The sequence below is a fragment of the Leisingera aquimarina DSM 24565 genome (assembly GCF_000473165.1).
Taxonomy (GTDB): domain Bacteria; phylum Pseudomonadota; class Alphaproteobacteria; order Rhodobacterales; family Rhodobacteraceae; genus Leisingera; species Leisingera aquimarina.
This window is the reverse complement of the sequence record NZ_KI421505.1, coordinates 1-24003: the sequence shown is the minus strand read 5'-3', so window position 1 is coordinate 24003 and position 24003 is coordinate 1. Positions and strand designations below refer to the sequence as shown.

18 protein-coding genes and 1 pseudogene are annotated in these 24003 nt (G+C 61.7%); 9 read left to right on the top strand and 10 right to left on the bottom strand.

Translation table 11 applies throughout. From position 1 onward, the window contains the following. The coding region (locus tag AQUI_RS32595; RefSeq protein WP_156916946.1) for a helix-turn-helix domain-containing protein at positions 1 to 130 on the bottom strand (130 nt) is incomplete at its 3' end. A 101-nt stretch (positions 131 to 231) separates the two neighbouring features. After that, positions 232 to 1208 (bottom strand): annotated as a pseudogene (locus AQUI_RS28925) (IS30 family transposase). A 306-nt stretch (positions 1209 to 1514) separates the two neighbouring features. Between AQUI_RS28925 and AQUI_RS0125470 the strand changes: the two are divergent. After that, complete coding sequence (locus AQUI_RS0125470) at positions 1515 to 1823, top strand: hypothetical protein (protein ID WP_156916938.1); 309 nt, start codon at positions 1515 to 1517, stop codon at positions 1821 to 1823. A gap of 135 nt (positions 1824 to 1958) precedes the next feature. Here the strand turns inward: AQUI_RS0125470 and AQUI_RS0125465 are convergent, their stop codons facing one another. From AQUI_RS0125465 to pabB, 5 genes are read right to left on the bottom strand one after another with little or no spacing between them, the layout of a single operon-like run. Beyond that, a complete protein-coding gene (locus tag AQUI_RS0125465; RefSeq protein WP_027260029.1) occupies positions 1959 to 2798 on the bottom strand; it encodes a formate/nitrite transporter family protein in 840 nt (279 codons plus the stop codon). A gap of 9 nt (positions 2799 to 2807) precedes the next feature. Then, positions 2808 to 5198 carry an efflux RND transporter permease subunit gene (locus AQUI_RS0125460; protein ID WP_084294559.1) on the bottom strand — a complete coding sequence of 797 codons (2391 nt, stop codon included), beginning with the start codon at positions 5196 to 5198 and terminating at the stop codon, positions 2808 to 2810. 5 nt (positions 5199 to 5203) lie between these two features. Further along, positions 5204 to 9391, bottom strand: coding sequence for an aminotransferase class III-fold pyridoxal phosphate-dependent enzyme (locus AQUI_RS0125455; protein WP_027260027.1), 4188 nt, complete (start codon positions 9389 to 9391; stop codon positions 5204 to 5206). A gap of 24 nt (positions 9392 to 9415) precedes the next feature. Beyond that, on the bottom strand, positions 9416 to 10216 hold the full coding sequence (locus tag AQUI_RS0125450) for an outer membrane lipoprotein-sorting protein (RefSeq protein ID WP_027260026.1): 801 nt from the start codon (positions 10214 to 10216) through the stop codon (positions 9416 to 9418). 26 nt (positions 10217 to 10242) lie between these two features. Then, positions 10243 to 12366, bottom strand: coding sequence for an aminodeoxychorismate synthase component I (pabB, locus tag AQUI_RS28920; protein ID WP_035920550.1), 2124 nt, complete (start codon positions 12364 to 12366; stop codon positions 10243 to 10245). Between the two features lie 183 nt (positions 12367 to 12549). On the opposite strand from pabB, the gene AQUI_RS28915 reads away from it, so the two are divergent. Genes AQUI_RS28915 through AQUI_RS28910 form a run of 5 tightly spaced genes read left to right on the top strand, consistent with a single transcriptional unit; the run spans position 12550 to position 18924 of the window. Beyond that, positions 12550 to 13716: a 4-hydroxybenzoate 3-monooxygenase gene (locus tag AQUI_RS28915; protein WP_051372053.1), complete on the top strand. Its 1167-nt coding sequence runs from the start codon at positions 12550 to 12552 to the stop codon at positions 13714 to 13716. A 2-nt stretch (positions 13717 to 13718) separates the two neighbouring features. Then, complete coding sequence (locus AQUI_RS0125435; protein ID WP_027260025.1) at positions 13719 to 14954, top strand: hypothetical protein; 1236 nt, start codon at positions 13719 to 13721, stop codon at positions 14952 to 14954. 16 nt (positions 14955 to 14970) lie between these two features. Next, entirely contained in the window at positions 14971 to 16677 is a 1707-nt protein-coding gene (locus tag AQUI_RS0125430; protein ID WP_027260024.1) for a class I adenylate-forming enzyme family protein, read from the top strand. Beyond that, positions 16670 to 18052, top strand: a complete 1383-nt coding sequence (locus tag AQUI_RS0125425) for a hypothetical protein (RefSeq protein ID WP_027260023.1) — start codon at positions 16670 to 16672, stop codon at positions 18050 to 18052. The genes AQUI_RS0125430 and AQUI_RS0125425 overlap by 8 nt, the downstream gene beginning before the upstream one ends. After that, complete coding sequence (locus AQUI_RS28910) at positions 18049 to 18924, top strand: aminotransferase class IV (protein ID WP_051372052.1); 876 nt, start codon at positions 18049 to 18051, stop codon at positions 18922 to 18924. The genes AQUI_RS0125425 and AQUI_RS28910 overlap by 4 nt, the downstream gene beginning before the upstream one ends. Here AQUI_RS28910 and AQUI_RS0125415 read toward each other — a convergent pair. The 3 genes from AQUI_RS0125415 to AQUI_RS28900 all read right to left on the bottom strand — a co-directional run bounded on the left by AQUI_RS0125415 (position 18921) and on the right by AQUI_RS28900 (position 21665). Next, positions 18921 to 19979, bottom strand: a complete 1059-nt coding sequence (locus tag AQUI_RS0125415; RefSeq protein ID WP_051372051.1) for an NAD-dependent epimerase/dehydratase family protein — start codon at positions 19977 to 19979, stop codon at positions 18921 to 18923. The two genes, AQUI_RS28910 and AQUI_RS0125415, sit on opposite strands and share 4 nt — an antisense overlap. A 43-nt stretch (positions 19980 to 20022) precedes the next feature. After that, positions 20023 to 20595, bottom strand: coding sequence for an acyl-homoserine-lactone synthase (locus AQUI_RS28905; protein WP_051372050.1), 573 nt, complete (start codon positions 20593 to 20595; stop codon positions 20023 to 20025). Between the two features lie 131 nt (positions 20596 to 20726). Next, the gene (locus tag AQUI_RS28900) at positions 20727 to 21665 is read right to left on the bottom strand and encodes an alpha/beta fold hydrolase (RefSeq protein WP_051372049.1); all 939 of its coding nucleotides are present in this window, start codon (positions 21663 to 21665) and stop codon (positions 20727 to 20729) included. Between the two features lie 210 nt (positions 21666 to 21875). Here AQUI_RS28900 and AQUI_RS0125400 point away from each other — a divergent pair, with 210 nt between their 5' ends. The 3 genes from AQUI_RS0125400 (at position 21876) to AQUI_RS32590 (ending at position 23861) form a co-directional block, all read left to right on the top strand. After that, entirely contained in the window at positions 21876 to 22595 is a 720-nt protein-coding gene (locus tag AQUI_RS0125400; protein WP_156916936.1) for a LuxR family transcriptional regulator, read from the top strand. Positions 22596 to 22822: 227 nt separating this feature from the next. Then, the gene (locus AQUI_RS28895; protein ID WP_051372048.1) at positions 22823 to 23533 is read left to right on the top strand and encodes a transposase; all 711 of its coding nucleotides are present in this window, start codon (positions 22823 to 22825) and stop codon (positions 23531 to 23533) included. A 52-nt stretch (positions 23534 to 23585) separates the two neighbouring features. After that, positions 23586 to 23861 (top strand): DUF4158 domain-containing protein, encoded by a 276-nt coding sequence (locus AQUI_RS32590; protein ID WP_084294555.1) that lies wholly within the window; start codon positions 23586 to 23588, stop codon positions 23859 to 23861. The last annotated feature ends 142 nt before the right edge of the window (positions 23862 to 24003 follow it).

Sequence of the window (24003 nt, the reverse complement as noted above, 5' to 3'; positions counted from 1 at the left end):
ACTCCCGGAATACCGTCGATCTGCAGCGCCCGAGGGCACGCGCCATCTCGTTCACAGGGACCTTCGCATGCCTCCAGCGTTCAATCTTGCGTCGTTCCGCGATACTCAGCCGGCTGTAAACAGCTCCCATTTCGTTTTCTCTCGTCAGGCAACATACTGTTTTCTAACAAGGGTTGCAGTTGGGGGTAGCGCGCGCCCTTGGAGGCTCAAGGGTCGTTGCGACGCTTCCTGCTATCCTAGCTTCATGAGTTCGTCCCGGAAGGCTTCAGCCGGTGTGCGCCATCCGAGGCATTTTCTGGGTGTGCCGTTCAAGCGGTCGCAAATCGCCTTCATTGAGCGATTTGAGAGCGCGGCCACAGGCGTATCCCGTGGCAGGTAGCGGCGCGCCCGCTTGTTGAGGTTCTCGACGGATCCTTTCTGCCAGGGCGCCTGGGGATCGCAGAACCACGCCTCCGTTCCGATCCCAGGCTTGAGCTTGCGCCAGTTCCGGAACTCGATCCCTCTGTCGAAGGTGATGGACCGCCGCGCCGGCTGGGGCAGGGGTTCCATGACGTCCATCAGCCGGTTCATCAGGTGTGTGGTGCTCCTGTCTTGGTTTCTGAACAAGACGGCAAACCGCGTCTTTCGCTCTACAAGCGTGGCCACGTTGGCATTGCCCTGGGCGCGTTCGAAGATCATCAGATCGCCTTCCCATTCACCGAATGTCTCGCGGGACTTCACGTGCTCCGGGCGCTGATGAATGGAGCGCTCCGGCGGGAAAACAAGGCCGCGCGGCTGCCGTTTCTTGCGCCGGCTCGGCAGGTGGCGCGCCAGTTCTTCGGATTGGCCATCGGGGCCATAGACGTAAGCGTAAATGGTCTCGTGGCTCACACGCACCGGTTGGCCTTCAAACCCAAGGCGGCCGGCAATCTGCTCTGGTGACCAGCCTTCCTTCAATTGGGTGATCACTGCTTTGCGCAGTTCTTTCAATCGCACGAGTTTGCGGCGGCGCATGCGTCTGGCGGCCGCGGTTCGCTGCGCGTTCACACCCTAGTAGCCGTTCAGATATCTGGCAGTTCACGGTCTTCAAAGCGGTTGCGCTTGATCTCGCGGTAGACAGTAGAGCGATGCCTGCCGAGNGCAGCCGCGATCTTGCTCACGGGCGTCTTTGCGTTCAGCATATCCTCAATTGCGCGCCGTTCACGCAAATCCAGCTCTATGTGGGCCATCTTCCATTCTCCTTGCTTGCCAGCAAGATAGGGGAACTGTCGCAACCCAATCTAGAATGTGCCCCCGGCTGCATACGGGAGTCCTGTAATCCAGGTTATGTTAAGTGATCGGATGAAACGCGCGGATATTGTTAAAAAGTCCTTGGACCTAGATGTTTACCAAAAGCGAGTGGTTTGAATTCGGGACGTAATCCGAGGCAAGCCGCCATTCTATTGGGCGGCAGACGCCGCTGTCGGGCAGTGATCGCTCAAAACGAAGCTGTGCCGGCGGCTGACCGGGTCCCATCGCCAGCGCTGCGCCGATATATGAACGATCAGGCCATCAATCTGCTCCAGATACATCTGGCCGAGTTCCCCGACCACGTCAGGCAGTGCAATGCCATTGATTGCGATCGCCTCCACGAGCCGTTTGAGATGGGCAGGCCCTCGCGCCGCAACCAGACCATGCCCGGCAACCTGACCGTCTATCCTGGGAACCGCGGTCCGATGGGTATGAGCCTGTTCGCTGAACTGATCCAGTATGTTGATGCATTCGAAAGGATCACAGCCTATGCGGCCTCACGCGAAGGGGCCGCCGCGCAGAACAGCGCCCTGTTTAAGCCGCGAATTCACTGATCCGCTTGATTTCAGATCAGCTCTGGAGACAAAAGGCTCCGGCACTCTGTAATGCCGGAGCCTGGTTTGAATCGGAGCCAAAGCCGTATATCGTTTTTCAGTACGGCTGCCATGACAGTCAGCAAACGTTTTCCTTCAGACCTTCTCCAGCGGGGCATCACCCGCGGTTTCGTGGCTGAAGCTCTTGTGACGGTAGTAGGTCGAATAGATCGTTGCCCCGACAAAGGTGATGCCCCCGGCAAGGTTGCCCAGCACGGTGGGGATCTCATTGAAGAGCAAGTAGTCGGCCCAGGTGAAACCGGCCCCCAGCAGCAGCCCGGCGGGGAACAGGAACATGTTCACCACCGAATGCTCGAACCCGAGATAGAAGAAAATCAGGATCGGCATCCACATCGCGATCACCTTGCCCGAGACGCTGGTGGACATGATCGCGGCGACCACGCCGGTGGAGACCATCCAATTGCACATGACTGCCCGGATAAACAGGGTTGTCATGCCGCCGAGGCCGGCCTCGGCATAGCCCAGCGTCCGGGCTTCACCGATGGTGCGCAGTTTCTGCCCGACATCGCCGGCTTCCTGGGTGAAACCCATTGTCAGGATCGTCGCCATGAAGATTGCTGTTGTCATGGCACCGAGGAAGTTTCCGGCAAAGACCAGTGCCCAGGTGCGCAGCATCGCACGCGGAGTGCAGCCCGGCCGGTTGGCCAGCACCGCAAAGGGCACCAGGGTGAAAACACCGGTCAGCAGATCGAACCCCAGCAGGCTGAGCATGCAGAAACCAACCGGGAACAGCAGCGCGCCGATCAGCGGGTTGCCGGTGTTGACGGTGACGGTCACTGCAAACCCGGCGGCCAGGGCCAGGATCGCCCCTGCCATATAGGCCCGGATCAGCGTGTCCTTGGCGGACAGGCCGGCCTTGGAGGCGCCGGCATCGACCATCGCCTCGGCAAGTTCATGCGGTTTGAGATATGACATAGGCATCCCTCAGCTTTGCGACGGGCGCACTGGATCAGGCATCTCCAGCACCGGGCGGTAGCCGTCCGGATCAGCGCCTGGCACCGGATCCTTGGCGGTTCTGCGCGCGCTGCCGCGCGACAGCAGGATCAGCAGCGCCGGGGTGACGGTGAATTCAACCAGCAGCCCCAGAAAGATCGTTGCCGTGGTGACAAACCCGAAGGTGGCAAGGCTTTGCACGGATCCGGTTGTGTAGACAATGAAGGCCACCACCAGGATCAGGGTCTGTATGCCCATCGCCTTGCCCGCGCTTTGAAAGGTGCGGTGCAGAGCGGTGTCCAGGTCCGCGCCCTGCTTGCGGCGGTCCAGGAAGTTGCGGGCAAAATGGATTGTGTCGTCATCCAGGATACCCAGGGCAATCGCGCCGATCAGGATGGTGAAGGGATCCAGGATGATCCCCATGTGGCCCATGAAGCCCAGGACCAGCAGCACGCAGCAGACGTTGATTGCCGCCATTGTCAGGCCGATCACCACCGACCGGGCGATCAGCATCATCACCAGGGCCACAATTGCAGTTGCCATCAAGAAGGAGGAAATCTGCGTTTCCGTCAGGAAGGTGCTGATTTCCAGCCACATCGGAACCACGCCGGTGACCACAACCCCGGCATCCGGATAGCCCGCTTCGACCATAATCGCGGCGGTCTCGGCCTTGATGGTTTCGACCAGCGGCGTATAGGCGCTGTAAGCGCGCGAAGGCACCAGAAAGGTTAGCCGGGCTTCGTCGAAGCCGGTATTGGCGACCCGCTCCATCTCGTCGTGACCGGAGCTTTCGAACAGCAGGATCAGCTGGGCAATGGCGTTGCGGTTGTCAGGAATGGCGTAGCTGCCCAGGGTCTGTTCCGACAGTTCCTTGACCACATCGGCCAGAGTGTAGGATTTGACCGGCACATCCTGATCCACCGCAGCCAGTGCCCTTTGCGTGATGGCATCAACAGCGCGCAGGGCAGCGGGTTCTTTCAACGCATCGGTCTTGCCGAGCGAGATCAGCACCTCGATGGAGTTGGAGACCGGAATGGCCGCATTGGCGGATTGATGCGCCTGAAACAGATCCGAGTCCGTCTTGAAGGTGCCCAGATAGTAGTAATCCGTTTCCAGCTTGCTGACACCTGCGATGGCGAAACCCACCAGCACGGCAAACACGGCCACAATCAGCCGCGGCGCGTCGATGGCGAAGTCTGCCATCGCGGCAAGCGCCGGGCTGTGCGCCGCGCGGCCCGGCTGCTGCCGGATGCGGTGGCCCCACAGATTGGCCAGCAGCGGGAACAGGATCAGGGTAAAGATACAGGCCGTCATCAGGCCGATGCCCAGGGTCAGGCCCACGTCGCGCACCGGCAGAACGCGCGAGCCGGAGAAGGCAAACAGCGCGCCGGCGGTGGTGATATTTGCCAGCAGCGCCGGGCCGCCGGCCTGTTCCATGGTGTCCAGAATGGCCGCCTGCACCGGTTCGCCCTTACGCCGGGCGGTGGTGAAATCCGACAGCAGATAGGCTGCGGTGCCCAGCCCGACCGATATCAGGAAGGAGGGGACAATCGGCGTCAGCAAGCCGGCGTCCGCCCCCCAAAGCCCCATTGCGCCAAGGGCGCAACCGATTGAGAGACAAGCAACCAGCGGCGGCAGCGCCAAGGCCAGCCGGTGGCGGAAGGCGATGAAGAAGCCGGCCATCACCAGCGTAAAGGTGATGCTGCCGAAAATGCCGCTTTCCATGCCGACAATGCGCTGCACATCCGCGTCAAGGATCGGCGCGCCGATGGCTGTGCCGTTCCACGCCGCATAGTCCGGCTGCGCAAGAATGGCGCGCACCGCCTGGGTGAAGCCCTCTTTGTCAGCGTTCGAGAAGCTGCTGACGGTTTCCACCAGCACACCAAATTGGCTGCCGCGATCATTTACGAACAGCCCGCGGTAATAGGGGTGGGCGGCAGCCTTTTCCAGCCGTTCGGTGACTTCGGCCTGTGTCAGGCCGGCATGCAGATAGTCACCGACATCAAGGACATCATCCTCGCCCGTGATTGAACGGACGTTGTGCAGCGCAGTCACCCGGTCGACACCTTCGATGTCTTCCAGCTGGGTTGCAAATCCCTCCAGCTTTTGGACAAAAGCCGCATTGGCCTTTGGCGGGGTCACGACGATGAAGGAAAACTCATCCGACTGGTATTTCTCCTTGAAGGCGTACCAGTCTTCGATGACCTCGGCCCCCTCCAGGAAAAAGCTTTCCGGAGAGGTGTCAAAGCCGACGCGGGCAAGGCCGCTCATGAGGGTGGCGGAGACCGCCAGCATAAAGACGACGGCCAATATGCGCTGTGCCAGAACAAAGGATGCGAAACGCCGCATGAACCTGGCGAGAAGGGGTTTTGAATGTGTCATGGATCTTACTGCAGCCTGATGGATTCAAGGTTGATTTTGTCCTGGACCATGTCCGAGAGGGCGAAGCGCTGCACCTTGCCGTTACCGGTGCGCGGCAGCGCGTCGAGGAAGAAGATCTTGTGCGGGACCTGAGACTTGGCGAACATCTCGCTGATGGCAGCCTTCAGGGCCTGCTCCAGCCCGGGGCCCGCGGTGGCACCAGCGGCGGGCACCACAAAGGCGTAAGCGCGCATCAGGGGTTCGGGATGCTCGCGCAGGACCACTGCGCATTCCGCGACCAGGGGGTGCGCGTTGAGGAAGTTCTGGGTTTCCGCAGGTGACACCCAGACACCGCCGACCTTCGTCAGATCCGTTGCCCGGCCCAGGTAATGGAACCGGCCATCCCCATCCATCCGCATGATGTCATCAGTCCGGTACCAGCCATCCTGAAACGCCTGGGCGCTTGCATCCGGATTGCCAAGATAGCCCGTCGCCACCGAATTACCGCGCACCCAGGCCACGCCGGCCTCCCCGGTGCGGGTCACCTGCCCGTGTGCATTGCGGATTTCGATGCTGAAGCCGGGAACGATTGTGCCGATGCTTCTGCCGCCGGCTTCACCCTTGGGGCTGGCCAGGGCAAAGGACATGATTTCGGTGGCACCCAAACCGTCCTGAATGCTGATGCCGCTGATCTGTTCCCAGGCGTCATCGACAAAGGGCGAGCGGGCCTCGCCGGCGGCGATGCACTGGCGCAGCGTCGACAGGTCGCGCGGCGGCTGTTTGACCAGAATGCTGTAGACGGTCGGCACCGAAAACAGCACCGTCGCCTTTTGCTGTTCGATCTGGTCCAGAATGGCGGCGGGATCGAACCGGCCGTTGCCCAGCAACAGGGCGGCACCGTGATACAGCGCGGTCATCGACACCGAAAAGCCATAGGAATAGCTGAGCTTGGAGGTGACGATAACGTTGTCCTTCGGCGACAGCCCGACGTTATGGCGGCCATAGTTCTCGGCCATATTGACCAGGTCGAGGAAGGTATGCGGCACCGCCTTGGGCAATCCGGTGGACCCGGAGGTGAAGATCACAACGGCTTCCTCCCCGGCGCTTGCGGCTGTGGATTGCGGGCCGGCTGCGGTCTGGCCCAGCAGCTGCGCGTTGCTTTCAAGCAGTGCCACCGGCAGCAGATCCGCCAGGCCTGCCTCCATGCCGGGGCTGCACAGCGCATGCACCGGTGCTGCGACCTGCATCATCGCGCGCAGGCGGTCCTGGGGCAGCGAGCTGTCCAGGGTGACCGGCACGGCGCCAATGCGCCACAGGCCTGCAACCGCCGCGATATGGGCAAAATTGCCTGCCCCCGCCACAAAGACCCGCGCGCCGCGATCAATGCCCAGCGTCAGGAAGCGGGCCGCCGACACGCCGGTCGCATGATCCAGATCCTTCCAGGTGAAGATCCCGCCGTCCATCTCCTTGATCGCCGGATCGCTGGCGCTGATCCCTTCGGCACGCTGGCCGAACAGGCGGTGATAATAGTCGATGCTGTCGCCACTGGTCAGGGAACGCTGGTCCGCAGCAGCGCTGGCACGGGACATAGCGTCGTCATTTCCGCCGGCCTCCGGGCTGCCATCGCCGATCAGACTGCCCCAGTCGACCCGGCCGATCGGCCGGTCGAATGCACGCAGATCTGCCAGCTCAAACCCGGTGTCGGCAGCGATTTCGCGCAGCATGCTGACTTCGCGGTGCGACGGCGCGGCGCCAACCGAGGTGTTTTGATAATGCTTGCGCAGCGCCAGCATGACAGTTTCGGCGATACAGGCAAAGGCGACCCCTTTGGGCATCGGAATGCCAAGCGCCAGCTGCGGGCGGCCAGGATAGGCAATGACGCCGCCGTCCATGATCAGCACATCATCGCGTTCTTCGCGGCAGCGATAGCTGATGTTGCCGGGCCGGGACAGATCGCAGACCACGCTTTGCGGGCGCAGATCCTCGGGCGTGATCAGCTTGTCGGTGGAGCTGGTGGCCGAGTAAATGATATCGGCGTTGCGCAGATCGCGGCTGCAATTGTCCGAGATCACAAAATACTCGGGATCGCGCAGCAGCTGTTCCGCCAGTGCCGCCGGGTCGGTTTGCCCGTCCATCAGCTTCATCGCGCGGTCCAGAACGGAGCCGGCACGGGCCGGAAGCTCGCCGTCACGGGCAGCTTTCAGCCCCGCACTCAGCGACCGCTTGAGCCGCAGAAAGGATTTTTCCAGCGGTGTCGCCGGGTTCACAAACAGATACAGGCGGCGGGCCCGGGCCGAGATCATCTGCACCATGCCGCTGCCAATTGATCCTGCCGCGCCGATAATCGCAGCGGTGGCGTCGCTTTGGCTGCGGCCCAGCGTGGTGGTGGCGCGGTCCGCGGCCATCAAGGCCGCTTCGATGGTGAAGCCGTTGCCGGTGGTCACCGCCTGGCCCAGCGGATCAATCCGGGAGCCGCCCCGTGTCACAATCGAGGTGTAGCCGCCCAGACCGACAATCCGCGCACCGCGCTTGACGGCAAGGTTCACACATTTCTGCACCAGCTCGCAGGCGTCGTCCTGCGGCATGGCCAAAAGCTGCCGGGCACTGCGGGGAAGCAGGATAAAGTCGCCAACCGCGCTTGATCCGTCCTTGCCCTTGATCCGGGTGCGGCTCAGTAGAACGGGTTCGTCAAACTCGCCCAGAAGATTGGTAAGCACATCCCGCTGGCTGCGGGTCACCTGCCGCAACAGGGGATCGAGGTTCTGCAGGTCGTCGGTTTCCAGCTGATGCACGATAAAGCCGAAGCGGCCTTCGTCCGGGCCGATGTCGCCGACCGGATCCGCCCCCAGGAATTCAACCGCGGATTCCCGTTCCCCGGCCTTGGCGGTGCCGGTGATATGCTTGGTGGCGCGCACCGTGTCCTGCGCGGCCAGCGCATCCAGGCATTCCTCCAGTGCGGCGGCGTAGGTTTCGCAGTCCCCGCCTGTGGTCAGATAGCTGGGCATGATCCGCAGCACGCCCTTGCAGTTCGCCGCCGGAGTGACCCGGACGCCGTTTGACAGCATATGCCCTGCCGTCAGCGCCGGAAATTGCTGACCGGAACTTGCCAGGCCCAGGAATGCGCCCTCGGACCCTGCCACCACATTGGTCTGGCGGCGGAATTCGATGCCATGCAGCAGCCCGCAGCCGCGGGTGTCTGCGATCAGGTCGGGATAGATGCGCTGCAGCTGCTGGTGAATGCCTTCCAGGGTGCCGCTGCGGGCGCGGATGCTGTGCAGCAGCTCACCGTCGTTTTCCAGCAGCACGTCCAGCATCGCATTGGCGGCGGTAGCGGCATAGGCGCTGCCGGCAAAACTGGACATTTGCTGGAAATCCAGCGATTTGGTCACTGCGCGGGTGCCAAGCAGACATGCCGATATGGGCATCACGCCGCCCCCCAGCGCCTTGCCCAGAACAATGATATCCGGATTACCGCCGGTCCATTCAGTTGCAAAGAAATGCCCGGTGCGGCCTGTGCCGGTCATGATCTCATCATGGATCAGCAAAACACCGTGTTTGTCGCACAGGGCACGGACGGCTTCGAAATAGGCCTTGGACGCCAGTTTGACACCGCCCTCGGATTGCACCGGCTCCAGTATGACCGCCGCCATCGAGTCACCCTCGGCCGCCAGGGCGCGGTCCATTGCATCAATGTCGCCAAAGGGCACAAAAACCGTGCCCGCCAGCTCGGCAAATTCGTTGACCGGAGAGGTGTGCGTGACGGAAAGACCGCCGATGGATTTGCCGTGGGTGCCATTGACCGCCGCGATAAAGCGCAGCCGCCCGGTGGCCAGGCGGGCAGAGTTCAGCGCGATTTCAATGGCCTCGGTGCCGGTGGTGGCAAAGTTGACACGCTCGGTGATGATCGGCGACAGCGACATCAGGCGCCGGGCCAGCACCTCGGTTGCTTCTGAAAAATACGGCTGAACCAGATTGGTCAGCGGCAATTTCAGGGTTTCCGCGACCGTTTCCGCAACCGGGTTCGGGCCATGGCCCAGCGGCAGACAGCCGTGGCCGGGCACAAAGTCCAGCACCAGCTTGTTGTCACCGCAATGAAGCTGGTTTCCGCTGGCGCCGTTTACTTGGGTGTACAGGCCGCAGGTCTTGAGCTTGCGGTCAAGCAGCGGGTTGATGGGGTTCGGCGCGCTGAGGTGTCCGAAGTGTTCCAGAGGCATACGCTTAGTTCTCCTGATGGGGCGTCAAAGGCTTTGGGATCTGAAATGACCGCCGCCGAAATTTGGGCTGAAATCGATTTTGCTCAGGCTGATCAGGGTTTCCCGGCCTTTGCCGTGCACAATCATGTGGCGCGACCGCAGGATGTGTTTCTCATCCGGCGCCCGGGTCGCCTTGGACATTTTCTGGGTCTTCAGATGGCGCCCCTTCTGATCGAAGTAATCGATCTGGAACGGCACCATCGACCCGGCCCTGGCCTGGGTCACTGCGCGCGAATAGCCGATGCTGCGCCCATAGGAGGCGCTGCGCACAGTGCTTTCCAACGTGATGCTGCTGCCGCTGCTGGCAGTGATTGCATGGGTGAAGTTTTCCAATCGCATCGCCATCAGGTTGGCATAGCTGAAATCCGTCCCGGCAAAGGCATTGGCCTGTTTAGAGGCGGAAATCCGGCGCACTTTGCCAAGGCTGGGAAGCATCAGCCAAAGATCATTGTCCTTTCTGCCTTGCTCGTGCACCAGCAGTTTGGTGTCGCGCACATCCGCAGGGGCCAGAAAGACATAACGGCGGTCGCTAAGGTCCTTGCCGCCCTGCCGGGCCGTGGAAACTTCCAGATCGCGGGTGCGCACCGGCGCACCAGTGCGGCGCAGCTCGACCTTGGCCATTGCCGCCATCGATCCGGTCAGCTCGATATTGTTGACCGCGGTTGCAACCTCCAGCGCATCAGGGGCGCCCAGCACCAGGCTGGGCGCCAGCATTGCGGTGGCCAGGCTGCTGCCGCCAAGGGCAAGAAAGCCGCGGCGGGGAAGCCGTGAAATAGAAACGGTCATGAGAGTATCCTTTTCGAAGTCCTGCTTCACTTTGCGAAGGTGCCTGCCGGCGCCGCCTGCAGGCCGTTAGAAATCCGGTAATGTTCTGAATTGCCGGTGAGATGTTCCGCCAATGCCCGGACCAGGGCCTGGCTTTTCAGCATGATCTCATCCAGTTCGGCCTTGGGATCCGACAGATAGGTGATGGCCCCGCCGCAGCCGATGGAGACGGATGCGCCCTGCTTCACCACCGTGCGGATCACGATCGAAAGATCCGATTGCCCGTTGTAGCCGATCCAGCCGATCGCCCCGGAATAGACCCCGCGCGGGCCTTCCTCGAGCTGATCAAGAATTTCCACCGAGCGGATTTTCGGAGCCCCGGTCATAGAGCCGCCGGGGAAACAGGTGCGGATGGCATCAACGCTGGTCAGGCCCGGTTTCAGGCGCCCGCGGATGGTCGAGACCATCTGATGCACGGTTTTATAGGTCTCAATCGCGCACAGCTTGGGCACATCGACGGAACCGGGGATCGAAGTTGCGGCAAAATCATGCCGCACCAGATCGACGATCATCAGATTTTCGGCGCGTTCTTTCTCGGTGCTCTGCAAACGGCGGGCCAGCTCTGCATCCTCTTGCGGCGTGGCCCCCCGTTTGACGGTGCCCTTGATCGGTTTGCTTTCCAGCAGGCCGGACTGATCCGAGCGCAGGAACCTTTCCGGCGAGGAAGACACAACCTCGGTGCCGCCGATATTCAGAAAGCCGCTGTAAGTCGCCGGGTTGCGCTGGCGGAGAAGCTTGTAGAACTCCCAGGCATCCAGGTCTTCCAGCTCAGCTGTAATCTGGTTGGTCAGGCACAGCTCATAACTTTCGCCGGCGCGGATCTGGTCCTGGCATTTGATGATCCGGTCCAGATAGGCCTCAGGGCTGTGCCGCATGGAGAATTCAAGCGGCAGGCGGGGTTTGGCGGGCGCCAGGGCAACCTGCATCCTGGCTGCCTTAGCGAACAGTTTTTGCAGCGCCGACAGAGCATTGTCGAATTGGGCTTCCTCGGCGTCCTGCGGAAGGCACACCGCCGCATAGGCAGCATCGTCAAGATGGTCGATCACAAAGAACTGTGTCACGTGACGAAAGGCAGCGTCTTCGGTTTTCGAGGGCGGGGAGGAGACACCCAGGAATTCCGATTTCAGCTCATAGCCCAGCCAGCCGATAAGGCCGCCGAGGAACGGGAAGGGCGGAGGCCCGCCGGGACAGGATACCGCACCCAGGCAACTGCCGAGGTAGTCCAGCACCGGCATCTGCCGCTCGGAGGCAAGCGCGGTTCCCTCATATTCGCGAAGGGTCTGCGTTTGCACGCAATAGATCACGCTGCGGTCCGGTGCCGCCGGTGCTTCAATAATGGAATAGCGCGACAGCCCCTCCTGCGCGAGGCTGCTTTCCAGAAGCTGCGGACGGCGGCCATTGACCAGACCCTGCGCTTCGACCAGCGCCGCCGGATCGATGGCCGCGCCCAGTTTGTGCCAGTAGAGGCTGCGGGCCGGGGCAGAACCACCTGCATTGCTGCGGGCCTTGGCGGTGGTGCGGCCCTGATGCGCCTCGACCAGGTTCAGGAAGTTGCCAAGAATCGCCCTGCCGTATTCCGTGGCAATCGATTCCGGATGGAACTGCACACCCCAGCGCGGGGATCCGGTGCTGCGGATGCCCATCACGATGCCATCCTCGGTCCAGGCATCGCAGACAAATCCCGGCGGCAGCTCCGGGTTCACGGTCCAGGAATGATAACGCATCACCCTCTGTGTCTTGGGCAGGCCGGTAAACAGCCCCTCGCCGCTGCAGGTGATCTGACTGACCCGCCCGTGCATCGGCTGCGGCGCCAGTTCAACGACGCCGCCGGCCTCGACGATCATCGCCTGATGGCCCAGGCAGACCCCCAGTACAGGGCGGCTGTCGCGGCGCAGAATATCCAGGGAGATGCCAAGATCCTTGGCAACACTGGTATTGCCCGGCCCCGGAGAGATGATGACGCCGTCATAGCTCAAAAATTCCGGGCTCTGCAGAAATTCGTAGCAGTCATTGCGGATGACATCGATGCAAAGACCATCACGCTGGCCGCGCAAAAAATCCGCTATATTATTGGTAAAACTATCAAAATTGTCGACGAGAAGAAGTTTCAAGGCTCTGTATCCTTTTACTGCCATAGGCTCATCAACCGGCTGGAAACGCCGTCAGGCTGAGGTGAATTGCCCGGATAAGGCGGGAATTGCGGCCCGCCTGTCACCTATCGACTTTGAGAGTTCCGGTATCCGCCGCTGCTATCTAGCGTCGGCGCGAAACAGCAAAGCGGAGCGGTAATCCCCATGCGCACGACGGTTGGTATTATTGGCGGCGGCCCGTCCGGGTTGCTTCTTTCGCTTCTTCTGGACCGTTTGGGAATCGACAACCAGGTGCTGGAACACCGCAGCCGCGCACATGTGCAGCGCCGGGTCCGGGCCGGGCAGCTGGATCACGCCAGCGTTGCGTTCCTGCGCCAGTCCGGGCTGGCCGGGCGTCTGGATCGTCTGGGCCTGCCGCAGCGGGGCATGAACCTGCGCTGGCGGGATCAGACCCGGCGTATCGACCTTGAGGCCTTGAGCGGCGGGCATTCCTGCACGGTTTACGGCCAGTCGGCGCTGACGTGCGATCTGACCAATACCCTGGCCGCAAGCGGCCGCAGCCCGGTTTACGGCGCCGAAGACATCCGGCTGTCGGATCCTGAATCGGAACCGCATATCATCACCTATCGCAAGGACGGTGCCGAACACAGGCTGGAATGCCGCTTTGTTGCCGGCTGCGATGGGGCGCACGGTCCGGCGCGCCGGCTGGTGAACGGTGCCGGGGGCGGCAGCAGCAGGCGCCTGCCGTTTTCCTGGGTCGGCGTGCTGAGCGAAACCCCTCCGGTCTCGCCGGAACTGACTTATGCCTACCATCCGCGGGGGTTTGCCCTGTGGTCGATGCGCTCGGACACGGTCAGCCGCACCTATTTGCAGTGCGGGCCGGACGACCAGACCGGCAACTGGTCCGATGACCGTTTCTGGAGCGAAATGCAGCGCCGCCTTGGGCCGGATGTGAGCTTTAGCCCAGGCAAGGTTACAGAACGGCTGATGGTCCGGATGCAGGGCTATGTGGCGGACCGGATGCAGCTTGGAAATGTGGTTCTGGCCGGGGACGCAGGCCATACCGTGCCACCCTCGGCGGCCAAGGGCCTGAACCTGGCCATCGCAGACATCCGGGCGCTCAGCGAAAGCTTCCGCAAGCTGCTGTTTGAAGGCCGGCAGAACGCCCTGGCGGAGTATGCGCAAAAGGCGCTGAAACGGGCCTGGGCCGGGCAGGCTTTCTCGTGGCAGATGACGGATCTTCTGCATGCGCCGCCCTCGGGAGATCCGTTTGAGAACCGTCTGAAACTGACCCGGCTGGACACCCTTCTGGCTTCGCCTGAGCAGCTGCGCCTGTTCTGCCGGGATTACACCGGTGCCGAGGCGGCCTGACCATGCTGCAAAGACTTCTGAAACCCGGCCTGGTCCTGTCCGCGGCCCTGGCCGCTGCGGCACCAGCACAGGCGGAATTCAACGGGTATTTCGCCACCGGAGTTCGAGGCGGCAACCCCAATTTCACCGATAGCGGCACCGGCGTATTCGGGCGTCTGAGCTATAGTTTCACCCAAAATCTGGACGCCGCCGGCGGCGCGTTGGATCTGTTTGCCAGCGGCACAGTGCAGGGCAGCGGCCGGGAAGACCGGGCCATCAATGAAACCCAGACCCTGCGAGAGGCATATGCCGAGTTTCAGGCAGGCAGCTTTACCCTTGGCTCCGGACGGCACGTGCATGTGCAGGGGGTTGCTGACGGGTTCATCCCGACCGATGCCGTCTCGCCGCGCAATTTCCGCTTTGCCGTCTATGAGGAGCAGGGCAACCGGTTTGGCTCCGACGGGATCTGGGGCACGGTGTTTCTAGGGGCCGACGTCACAGTTTCCGCCTATGCCTATACCAACACCCGCAGCAGCGTCCTGCCGCAGGGGATTTACCCCGGTGCTTTGTCGCTGCCGGACAAACCGGTTGAAAGCGATGATCAGGCCTATGGCGGGCGGATCAGCTGGGCAGCGGGGTTCGGCGACCTTGGGATCAGCGTCCATTCCGGCCCCGCCAATCTGCCGTATCTGTCTGCAGCCGGACCCGGCGTGCAGCCGGTGGTGCCGCATCTGTTCATGGCAGGCGCGGATTTCGATCTGGTCCGCGGCGCATGGCGGTTCTACGGCGAGGCGGCCCTGAATAAGTACAAAGCCGGAAGTTTCGCCATTCCCGATGCGCTGTTGCCGGAGGATGAATTTCAGGCCGTTCTAGGCGCTGAGCGCGAGCTGGCCGGCACCAGCAGGCTGGCCGTTCAGCTGTTCTGGCGCGATCTGCAGACCAGCCGCAGCACCGGCGCCGGTCCGCTGGCGCCCTTGGCGGCAGGTGTCAGGACTGTTTACGGGCAATACGAGGACCGGCAAACCGGCTCCAGCCTGTCTTATACCTGGGAAAGCGACGATACCCGCCGGTCCGCCGAAGCCACTGTTTCCAGCTGGTTTGAAGACGACCTTTATGTGCGGCTGCGGGGCAAGTTCCGGCTCGGCTCCCAAAGCGTGATTTACCTGTATGCCGATTGGCTGGAGGGCCCCGCGGGGTCTCCCTACGGCACTCTGGAGGACAGCTCCAACATCGGCATCGAATACCGGATATTCTTTTAAAGGAAAGGGCTTAACCGTGTTTCCGAAACGTCTGCAATTCATTCTCGACCGCACTGTCAATATCGCAACCCTGATGGATACCGCAATCGCCGGGCGCGAAGAGGAGATCTTCTTCACGACCGACGAAAAGCTGCCGCAGTATGGTATCCCGGATGACGGGCTGACTGGCGCCGGGCTGCGCGATACTGTCAACCGGCTGTGCCGCATGCTGCACAGCCATGGCGTCCGCCGGTTCGACAGGGTGGCCATCTGGAAAAGCAACTCGCTGGACTATTTTCTGTGGAGCTATTCGGCAATGCGCCGGGGTGCAATCTCGGTTCCCGTCAATGGCCGGATGACGGTTCAGAACTTTCTGAACTTCATCCGCCACAGCGGCGCCAGGACGGTTGTAACCGATTGCGCCGGGTTACAGGCATTGCAGGACAGCGGCCTGCCGCTGGACGGGATTGAGCGGATCTTTTTGACAGATGGCAGCATCGAGGCCCCGGGCATCGAAGTAATCCCGGTTCCGGAAACCTTTGCCCAGACGCCAGCGGACTATACCCCGCCGCATATGGACCGCGATCAGCATGTTATGATCTGCCACACGTCCGGCACCACCGGTCTCCCCAAGGGGGTTCTGCACGGGTCGGACAGTTTCATTCTGGCCGCCCAGGGCCAGATGCGGATCCAGTTCATTACCCGGCGCAACCCGGTGATGTTCGCAGGCTGGATGAACCACCATATCAGCCAGGCCGGCTGCATCACCTCGCTTGCAGCCGGTGTGCAGACCCATGTCGTGACAGACCTAAGCGCCAGACACATTCTGCAGTCGATCAGCGACTGGCAGCCGCGCCTATTCTTTGCCTTTCCGGACATCTACCAGAACATGTGCCAGACCGGCCTGGACGGATACAACCTGTCCTCGGTCCGGATGTGGATGTCCAGCGGCGACGCCATGCACGAGCATTTCATCCGGCAGCTGACGGCCAAGGGCGCCTTTCTGCGCCTGTTCGGCAAACCGCTGGTCAGCTCCCTGTTCATGGAGTTTTTCGGGACCTCCGAAATCGGCTTTGCAGCATTGGTGAAGATCAGCGAACGGCGGACCCGGAACTTTGGGCGGATGGTCGGGCGGCCGACACCCGCCAGCCCGGCGGTGAAAATTGCCGATGCAGAAGGCTGCCGCCTGCCTGCCCACAAGGTCGGGCGGATGATGGTCAAGGGGCCGACGCTGTTCAAAGGCTATTGGAACCAGCACGACCGCACCCATGATGTGGTCCGGGACGGCTGGTGGTGGACCGGAGACGTCGGGTTCCGCGACAATTTCGGGCGCTTCTACCAGATCGACCGCGATGTCGACACGGTGAACACGCGCCATGGCCCGGTCTACGGTCTGCCGGTTGAGGAAGAAGCGCTGAAACTTCCATTCGTGCAAGAGGCCGTGCTGGCGGCTCGCCCCGCCTCTGGCGCGGACGAAGCGGTGCTGCTGCTGCAGATGGCACCGGGACATGGGGGCAGCCCCGCGAATCTGCTGGCGGCGCTGCAAGCGAGCTGCAGCTGGGCACAGCACCTGTCGGAGGTGATCATCCTGCCGCAAGGCACCACCCCGCCGCGCGGGCTGACAGGCAAAGTGCTGAAACGTGAAATCCGCGAACAATTGCGCCAGCAGCCAGCAGCGGGCGACGCACAGCTGCAGCCGCCGGCCGGAAAGACCGCCGCTGCCGAGGAACTGGCCGATGCCTGAACGCCATCCGATGACGACGCTGAACCGCATCTATATCTATTATGAGAAGATGCTCGCCCGTCAGGGGCTGAACGGCAATTCCTGCGACTGGTTCGAACTGGAAAATGCACCGGACCTGGATATCCTGCGCCAGGCTGCGGCTTCGGTGACCCGGCGCCATGCGGCGCTGCAGGCGGCGGGCTCCTTTGCCGGGCTGGCGGGGTGGGGCTGGGTGCGCAACCCGCAGGCGCAGCCGGACATCCGCTATGTGGGCACGCGCGGGCGCTGCCCGGAACAGGCCGCAGACCAGCTGGTGCCGCAAAATGTCTGGGGCGAGCCCTTGGATCATGCCAGCGGCCCGCCGTGGCGGATTTTTGTCACCGAATATGACGATCTGACCATTCTGCAAAGCGTTACCAGCCATATCTACACCTGCGGAAAGTCCGCAAACCTGATCTCGGTTCAGCTGGTCAGCGCCTATGAGGCGCTGATGCGCGGAGAGACTCCCGATGAAACTCCGGCCGGCGTTCCGGACAGGGCGAATGCCAAGCTGTTCATGCCGCGCTGGTCCGCCTGGCGCCATCTGCGCTCCTTTGCGGCCACAATGCTGGACATGCTGCGCGAAACGGTGACGGCCCCGGTGGCACTGGCGGGAAACTCCAGCAGCAAGCTGAAGCGCGGCCGGACCCGGGTGCGCTTTGAAGATCTGGGTCCCGATGTCTGGCAGCATCTGCGCCAGTTTGCCCGCTCCGAACAGATCAGCCGGCACCCTTTTTATCTTGCGGCCTGGGTCGAAACGATCACCGCCTTCAATGCCGCCAGGGGGCAAAAGCCCAAGGGCAAGGTCAAGCTGATCGACAATTTCTCGCTCCGGCCGTTCTCGGACCAGGATCTGGACGGCTATTACGATATCTGCGCCGTGCCTTATGCGATCGAGGTCCCGTCCGGACCGTCAACCCGGACCCAGCGCGAGCGGATTTTTGAAACGGTGGAGACCCTGCGCGCGGGCAAGGTGCTGGACGATCTGACCCGCTATGCCTTTTACCACAAGGTGATTGCATTTTTGCCCAAGGTTCTGGCAACTAAACTGGTGCTGATGCTGGTGGTGAAATCGCCGTTCATCCTGTCCAACATCGGCCCCGTCCCGCCGCAGATACTGAACTCCTCAGCATTGCAGACCCGCCGGTATTTCAGCTTTCCGCAGCTGTTTCCGCCGGGCAAGATCATGCTGTTGATCACCACCACACCGGACAGTCTGCGCGCTGTCTTCCTGTGGGACGAAGACGCGGTATCCTGCGCCGAAATGGAAAATGAAATGATCCCTGCCTTCAAGCACGCCCTGGCGCGCTCCATCGGGCTTGGGGCCGCCGACAGCCAGCCGCAGGCTGCGGAATGACCGGCGGCAAGATGCTGCCGCTGCTGTGGTCGGACGGGGAATTCCATCCGCCCGGCAGCCCGGTCTATGCGGCATCCGAACGGGGCACCACGCTTGGCGATGCCGTGTTCGACACAGTGCTGTGCCTGGGCGGCAAGTCCGTGCTGCGGCAGGCCCACCAGCGGCGGCTGGAACACGCGGCGGATTTCTTTGCCCACCGCGCGGACTGCCGCCTGATCTCCGCCGCCTACAGCATCAGCGCAGAAACGGACGCGGCTGCGATCCTCCGGGTGTCCATCAGCCGCGGTGCAGGGGCACGGGGGCTGGCAACCGACCTGTCGCAATACAGCCGGGTGACAGCCACGCTGACGCCGCTGCCGCCGTCGCTGCAGTTCCAGCCGGTTGCTCTGGATATTGCCGCTGCCGCCAGGAACGAGACCTCGCCTCTCAGCCAGTGGAAAACCGCCTCGTCCTATCTCGACGCAATCCTGGCCACCGGCACAGCCCGCCGGAAAGGGCTGGAGGATGCGCTGTTCCTGAACACCCGCGGTTTTGCCGCCTGCACAACGATGGCCAATATCTTTGCCATCAAGGGCGGCCGGCTGATCACGCCGCCGGTGCACGACGGGGTCTTGCCGGGAGTGACCCGGGGGCTTCTGTTGTGCCTTGCGGCTGAGGCAGGGCTGATCGCCGAAGAAGCCTCGCTCACCGCTACGGACCTGCAGCATGCAGATGAGGTTTTCGCCTGCAACAGCCTGCGGTTGATCATGCCGGTGACCAATATTGGCGGGGTTTCGCTGCGGTTCCGGGGCGCCCTGGCCCGCTTACTGCGGGACAGGATTGCACAGGAAACCGGTATTATGCCGGCCCCGCCGGACTGGGCCGCGGATTAATCCGCGGCTGCCAGTTCCTGCTGCATCAGCACCCGGCTGGTTTCCGCAATGCTGCCGTCAATCGGGCGGAAGCTAAGCCCCAGCAGCGCCTGCGCACGGTCGCAGGACACCTCCGGCGCAGCACCCAGATGCGGCAGGACATTCTGCAGAACCGGGTCGAATTTCGCCGCAGCCCGCACCATCGAATCCGGTGCAGCGCCGGTCTTGATGGCCCGGCTCGGGAATTGCTTGGCAATCACCCTGGCAATTTCAACCATCGTCCGGGTTTCACTGGCGGCGATGATCCGCTGCCCGCAAGCGCCGTTGCGCAACAGAGCCAGCACATGGGCCTCAGCCGCATCGCGGACATCGACACAGGGAAAACCCGCATTGGGAAGTGCCGGATCCCGGCCTTTCAGGAAACGCTGAATAACCCCGATGGAAGTCGCGCCGCTGCTGCCGATGGGCGGTCCGAAGGCAAGGCCGGGGTTGATGACGGTCATCTGCAGGCCCAGCTCATCCGCCAGCGCCCAGGCCCGGCGCTCGGCGTTCAGTTTCGACAGCGCATAGGCATCCGTGCGGGGGTCCTCCGGGTCGCTCCAATCGCTTTCATCGTAACACAGGCGGCCCGGCTCCAGCGGTTTCATCGTGACCGCAACGATAGAGGACGTCAGCACAACGCGGCGCGTGCCATGGGCGGCAGCGGCGCGCAGCACCCGTTCGGTACCTTCTGCCGCCAGTTTCACCAGATGCTGCGGATTCTTGGGCGGACGGTCAGGAAAGGGCGAGGCCGTGTGGATGATCGCCCGGCACGATTGCGCCGCCAGACCCCAGCCGTTGTCAGAGGTCAGATCAGCCTCGATGAACTCCACCGACAGGCTGTCCTTGCCCAGATACTCCTGCAGCGAGGCCCGGACCGGGCCCGCCTTTTGAATGTCACGCAGGGTGATCACCACCCGCAATCCGCGAGCAAGCAAGGCCGCGGCCACATGGCGGCCCAGATAGCCGCCGCCGCCGGTGACGCAGATACGGTCTCCGGGCGCGATTGAAAATTCCTCGAGGGTATCCTCAGGCATAATCGGTCTTCCTCTTTGTGATGAACGCTGTCCGGACGGGCAGTCAGGCAGTCAGCCGGATTGTGCTTTCGGCCGGTTCAATCCGGACCCGCGCAACGGCGATGGTCATTTTGCCGCAGCGCCAGGGCTTGCCCAGAACCTTCAGGTCGTATCCGCGCGGGATCAGGATCCGCGAATAGATGAACAGCGGCATAAGCAGCAGAAACTCTGACAGGCCCTGCTGTTGGCCGAAATTGTAGATCCGGCTGGTGATCGCGTCGATTGCCTCAGACCGCTCGGTGCCGTTAAGCGACCGACAAACGCCGAACCGTGTCGCTTCCCAGACGCGGTCGCTTTTGGGCAACGGCCCGTCATATTCCTGCGAAAAACTCTTTTCGATCATATAGGTGCAGGACGTCGGCAGCAGCCGCGAGACGCCGACCACCTGATCGGCGTTGTTGATGCACAGGACATATTCGGTTGCCGGCGTGTCGAATTCGTCGAACTCCATGCCGCCGTAGCTGTTCAGGTCCCAGCCCAGCCGTTCAACGAATATCTGATGCCGCAGCTTGAAATGCGCCCGCCAGTAATGCGCGTATTGCCCGATGTTCTGATTGTTCACGATGATCGTCCGCATGTCACCCAAGCCCCGCTTCCCTGAATTTGAGTGGCAGTGTCAGGTCGATCACCCCAGCGGTAAACACTGTAACCTGATAGTTGCGCGCCCTCCTTGCGGCCCTCGCCGGGGAAACCGGGATTCGGCTGCTCCTAGTGCTGCGCATCCAGAAAGGCGCGCAGCGCCCGGCCCGAACCAGCCGGCTGGTCCAGCATCGGCACATGGCCGCATTGATCCAGCCAGACCAGCTCTGCATCCGGCAGGGCTTCTGCCAGAACCGCGGCGCCGCTGGGATCGAAAATCCGGTCTTCGCGGCACCAGACGATCAGGCTCGGCTGGGTGATGCGGGCGGCAAGCGCCTGCAAGGGAGCCGCATCCGAGCCGTTGACCTCTTTCCAGATCCGCCGGTTTGCCGGCGCATTGGCGATTTCCTGACCCGCCCAAAGGCTTTCAATCACTGCAGGCACATAAGGTTTTTCCGGGAACAACAAGGCATTGCGCTGTTCAAAAGCCTCCTGGCTGTCGACCACCAGCGTTTTCTGTTCTGTCCGCATGGCCGCCTCAAACTTGCTTTCCTGCGGCGAATTCACACCCACGGGGCTGCCGATGAAGGCAACACTGGCGACCCGGTCAGGAAACTGCGTGGCCACCAGGCCGGCGATCTGCCCGCCCATCGAATTCGCGGCCAGATGGAAACGCTCCACACCAAGCGTATCCAGCACCGCCATGAGGTTCTGTGCCTGCTCGGCATAGGCGTACTCCCCTTCCGGCAGCACGGAATTGTCCCCGAACCCCGGCAAGTCCAGCGCGATCACATGGTAGTCCCCGCTCAGCTGCCGGGTCATGTCGATCCAATGCTCCTTGCGCGCGAAGATCCCGTGCAGCAGCACAACCGTCTCGCCCTTACCGCCCTCCAGATAATGCACTGTGCCAACCTTGGTTTCGGCCTGTCTCGCCGCCAATCCGGAGACATAGACAAAGGCCGAGATCATCGCCCGGGCGCTCTGCGCCGGCCAGACCCGCAAGGCGGCTGCGACGGCCAGACCGGCCAGTAAAAAGGCGATTGCGAAGGTGAGAAATGTCTTGGCCATCTGAAGTCGGGTCTCTGCTAGGGGCGCTTTACTCAAAAGTGTGAGTTTGGCCTGTAAATGCAACCTTGAGTGAGGAAAAGATCCTGCATCGGCGTGTTCCCTCCCACAACCGCATAACAGATCTGCGCAAGGGTGCGTCACAATTATAAGTTGCGCCGAAGGTTGGCCTGAAATAACCTAACGTAAGTTTAATTCATTTAGGATTTGGTGATGCAGAATGCTGTTACTAGCGGATGCAACGCGCGCGGTTCCATTGTGGACAGCCTATTCAGCGAACTTCAGGGTAACACGGATTTTGAGTATTTCGCCGCCTGCCACATAACCGCGGAAACCACGCGTGGCATCACTGCGGCGCAGCAGAGCATGAAAACAAACTTCCCCGAGGACTGGACGGCGCATTACTGCAGCACCGGCCTTATCGGCTCGGATCCCGTCATCCAGTTCGCCCCCCGCACAAGCCGGGCCATTTGCTGGCAAACCGTCCGGAACTGCGCATCGTTCCAGAAGAAACATGATCAGGTTTACAAGGCAGCCGGCGATTTCGGTATTCATTCCGGGGTGCTGCTGTCTTCGCGGCAGTTCGATGGCAGCATTCAGATCGTGTCCTTCTCAAGTTCGCGGAAAAAAGCCTATTCAGACAAGGACTTGTCACGTGCAACCTATTACGGCCAGCTGATAGGCCAGGCGGTGAGCGACACCGTCCCCCCTGAAAGCGAAACCCAGGCAACTGCCGGCATTTCCCCGCGGGCACTGGAATGCCTGCAGCTTGCAGCATTGGGGAAATCTTCAGCAGAAATCGAGATCATACTCAACATCAGCCGCCACACAGTCGACTTTCACATCAGAAATGCGATGGCCGCCCTGGACGTGAACACCCGGACCTTTGCAGTGGTCCGGGCGGTGCAGCAGGGCTTGATCCTTCCATGCTGACAGAGGTGCGCCGGGTTGCGCGCTGGCAACGGCCAGCGATTGCTCAATGTCAGAAAGCTGGCGAAAACCCAGATTAAGATTTCCATATTCGGTTCGGCATGCGTGATACAGGGAAGCCTAGAACGCGGAACAGCGAACCTATAGCCGCTTATACTCGCCGAAATGCTAGATGTGCGCCGGATCGAGAGGGAAAGCGTGTAAGCAGATCCGGCAGCACTGACAGGCCAGTGTTCTGGAGTTCGGCGACCGCCTCACCCAAGCGGGACGTGGTCCAGCAGATCACGATGGCGGCCATGGCAAAGCAAGCGGGTTTCTGGAGTTTTGAAGAAATTTCCGCCGATGGCGACGCGATTGAGAGGCTAAACGCGGTGGTGAATTTCGAACCGTTCCAGCCAATCCTGGAAAGCACGGCTGGTCGGCTTGGCAGTCCCAAAGGCGGTCGGCTTGGGCGGGATGCGGTCCTGACATTCCGGATGCTGGTGTTGCAGACCCTGCACGGTTTGAGCCTTAAAGCGACTGAGAACATCGTGCGTGACCGGTTGAGCTGGATAAGGTTTTGCGGCCTCGGGGTTGCCGCCACGGTGCCGGATGCCAGCACACCTTGGGATTTTCGCGAGGTCCAGGTCAAAGCCAATGCGCTGGACGCACTCTGTGACGATCTTGGCTGCGCCATCAATCAGGCGGGCTTCATCCCGCGCACAGAGCAGATCGTAGATGCAAGCTTCATCGACGCGCCCCGCAGCGCAACAACGATGGCGAAAAGGCGGAACACGGCACGATGGTGCGCGGCGACAGGAAGGCTTGATCCAGATAGGCCAATACCGGACACAGCATTCAGGCGGCTTGCCGCGCGCCTTGTGCCTGATCGGCCCAAGGGGCTCGAGCGTGCAAAAGTGGCCAAAATTCCGAACATTTGTGAACGATTGATGTTGTGCTAATCTCGGAAACCCGCAGCCATTTGCTTTCACGCGGTATTTCGGAGTTGGGTAGATGGATAACAGCGCGGCACGCGATTGGAACCTATCATTTAACGATATGGAATTTCTATCGTTGTTGCACCAATGTGTTTGCCTTGAGGTCGCGCTACAGATTTGCAGCGTTCAATGCGCAGGTAAATTTATCGAAGACTGGAGCAATGTCGACGACAATACAGTCGATTATGTTGCTTCCCAACTCGAAATGCAGGCTGTTCGTCCGCACCGGTTGTTTTCTGACCGGACTGCCCGCCGCTATCGGCTGGAGATAGCTAGGGTTAGGATGCATTGATTTCCGATTTGCCGTGTGGTTCAGAGCTCGAAAACGAACGGTGTACAGTATGCTTCCGGCGGAGGCCGTCTGACGAGATCACGGTGCTGGTGATAAGTCCGACCTTATGGCCGACCATAAGTTCAGACCCGAGATTGAAGTC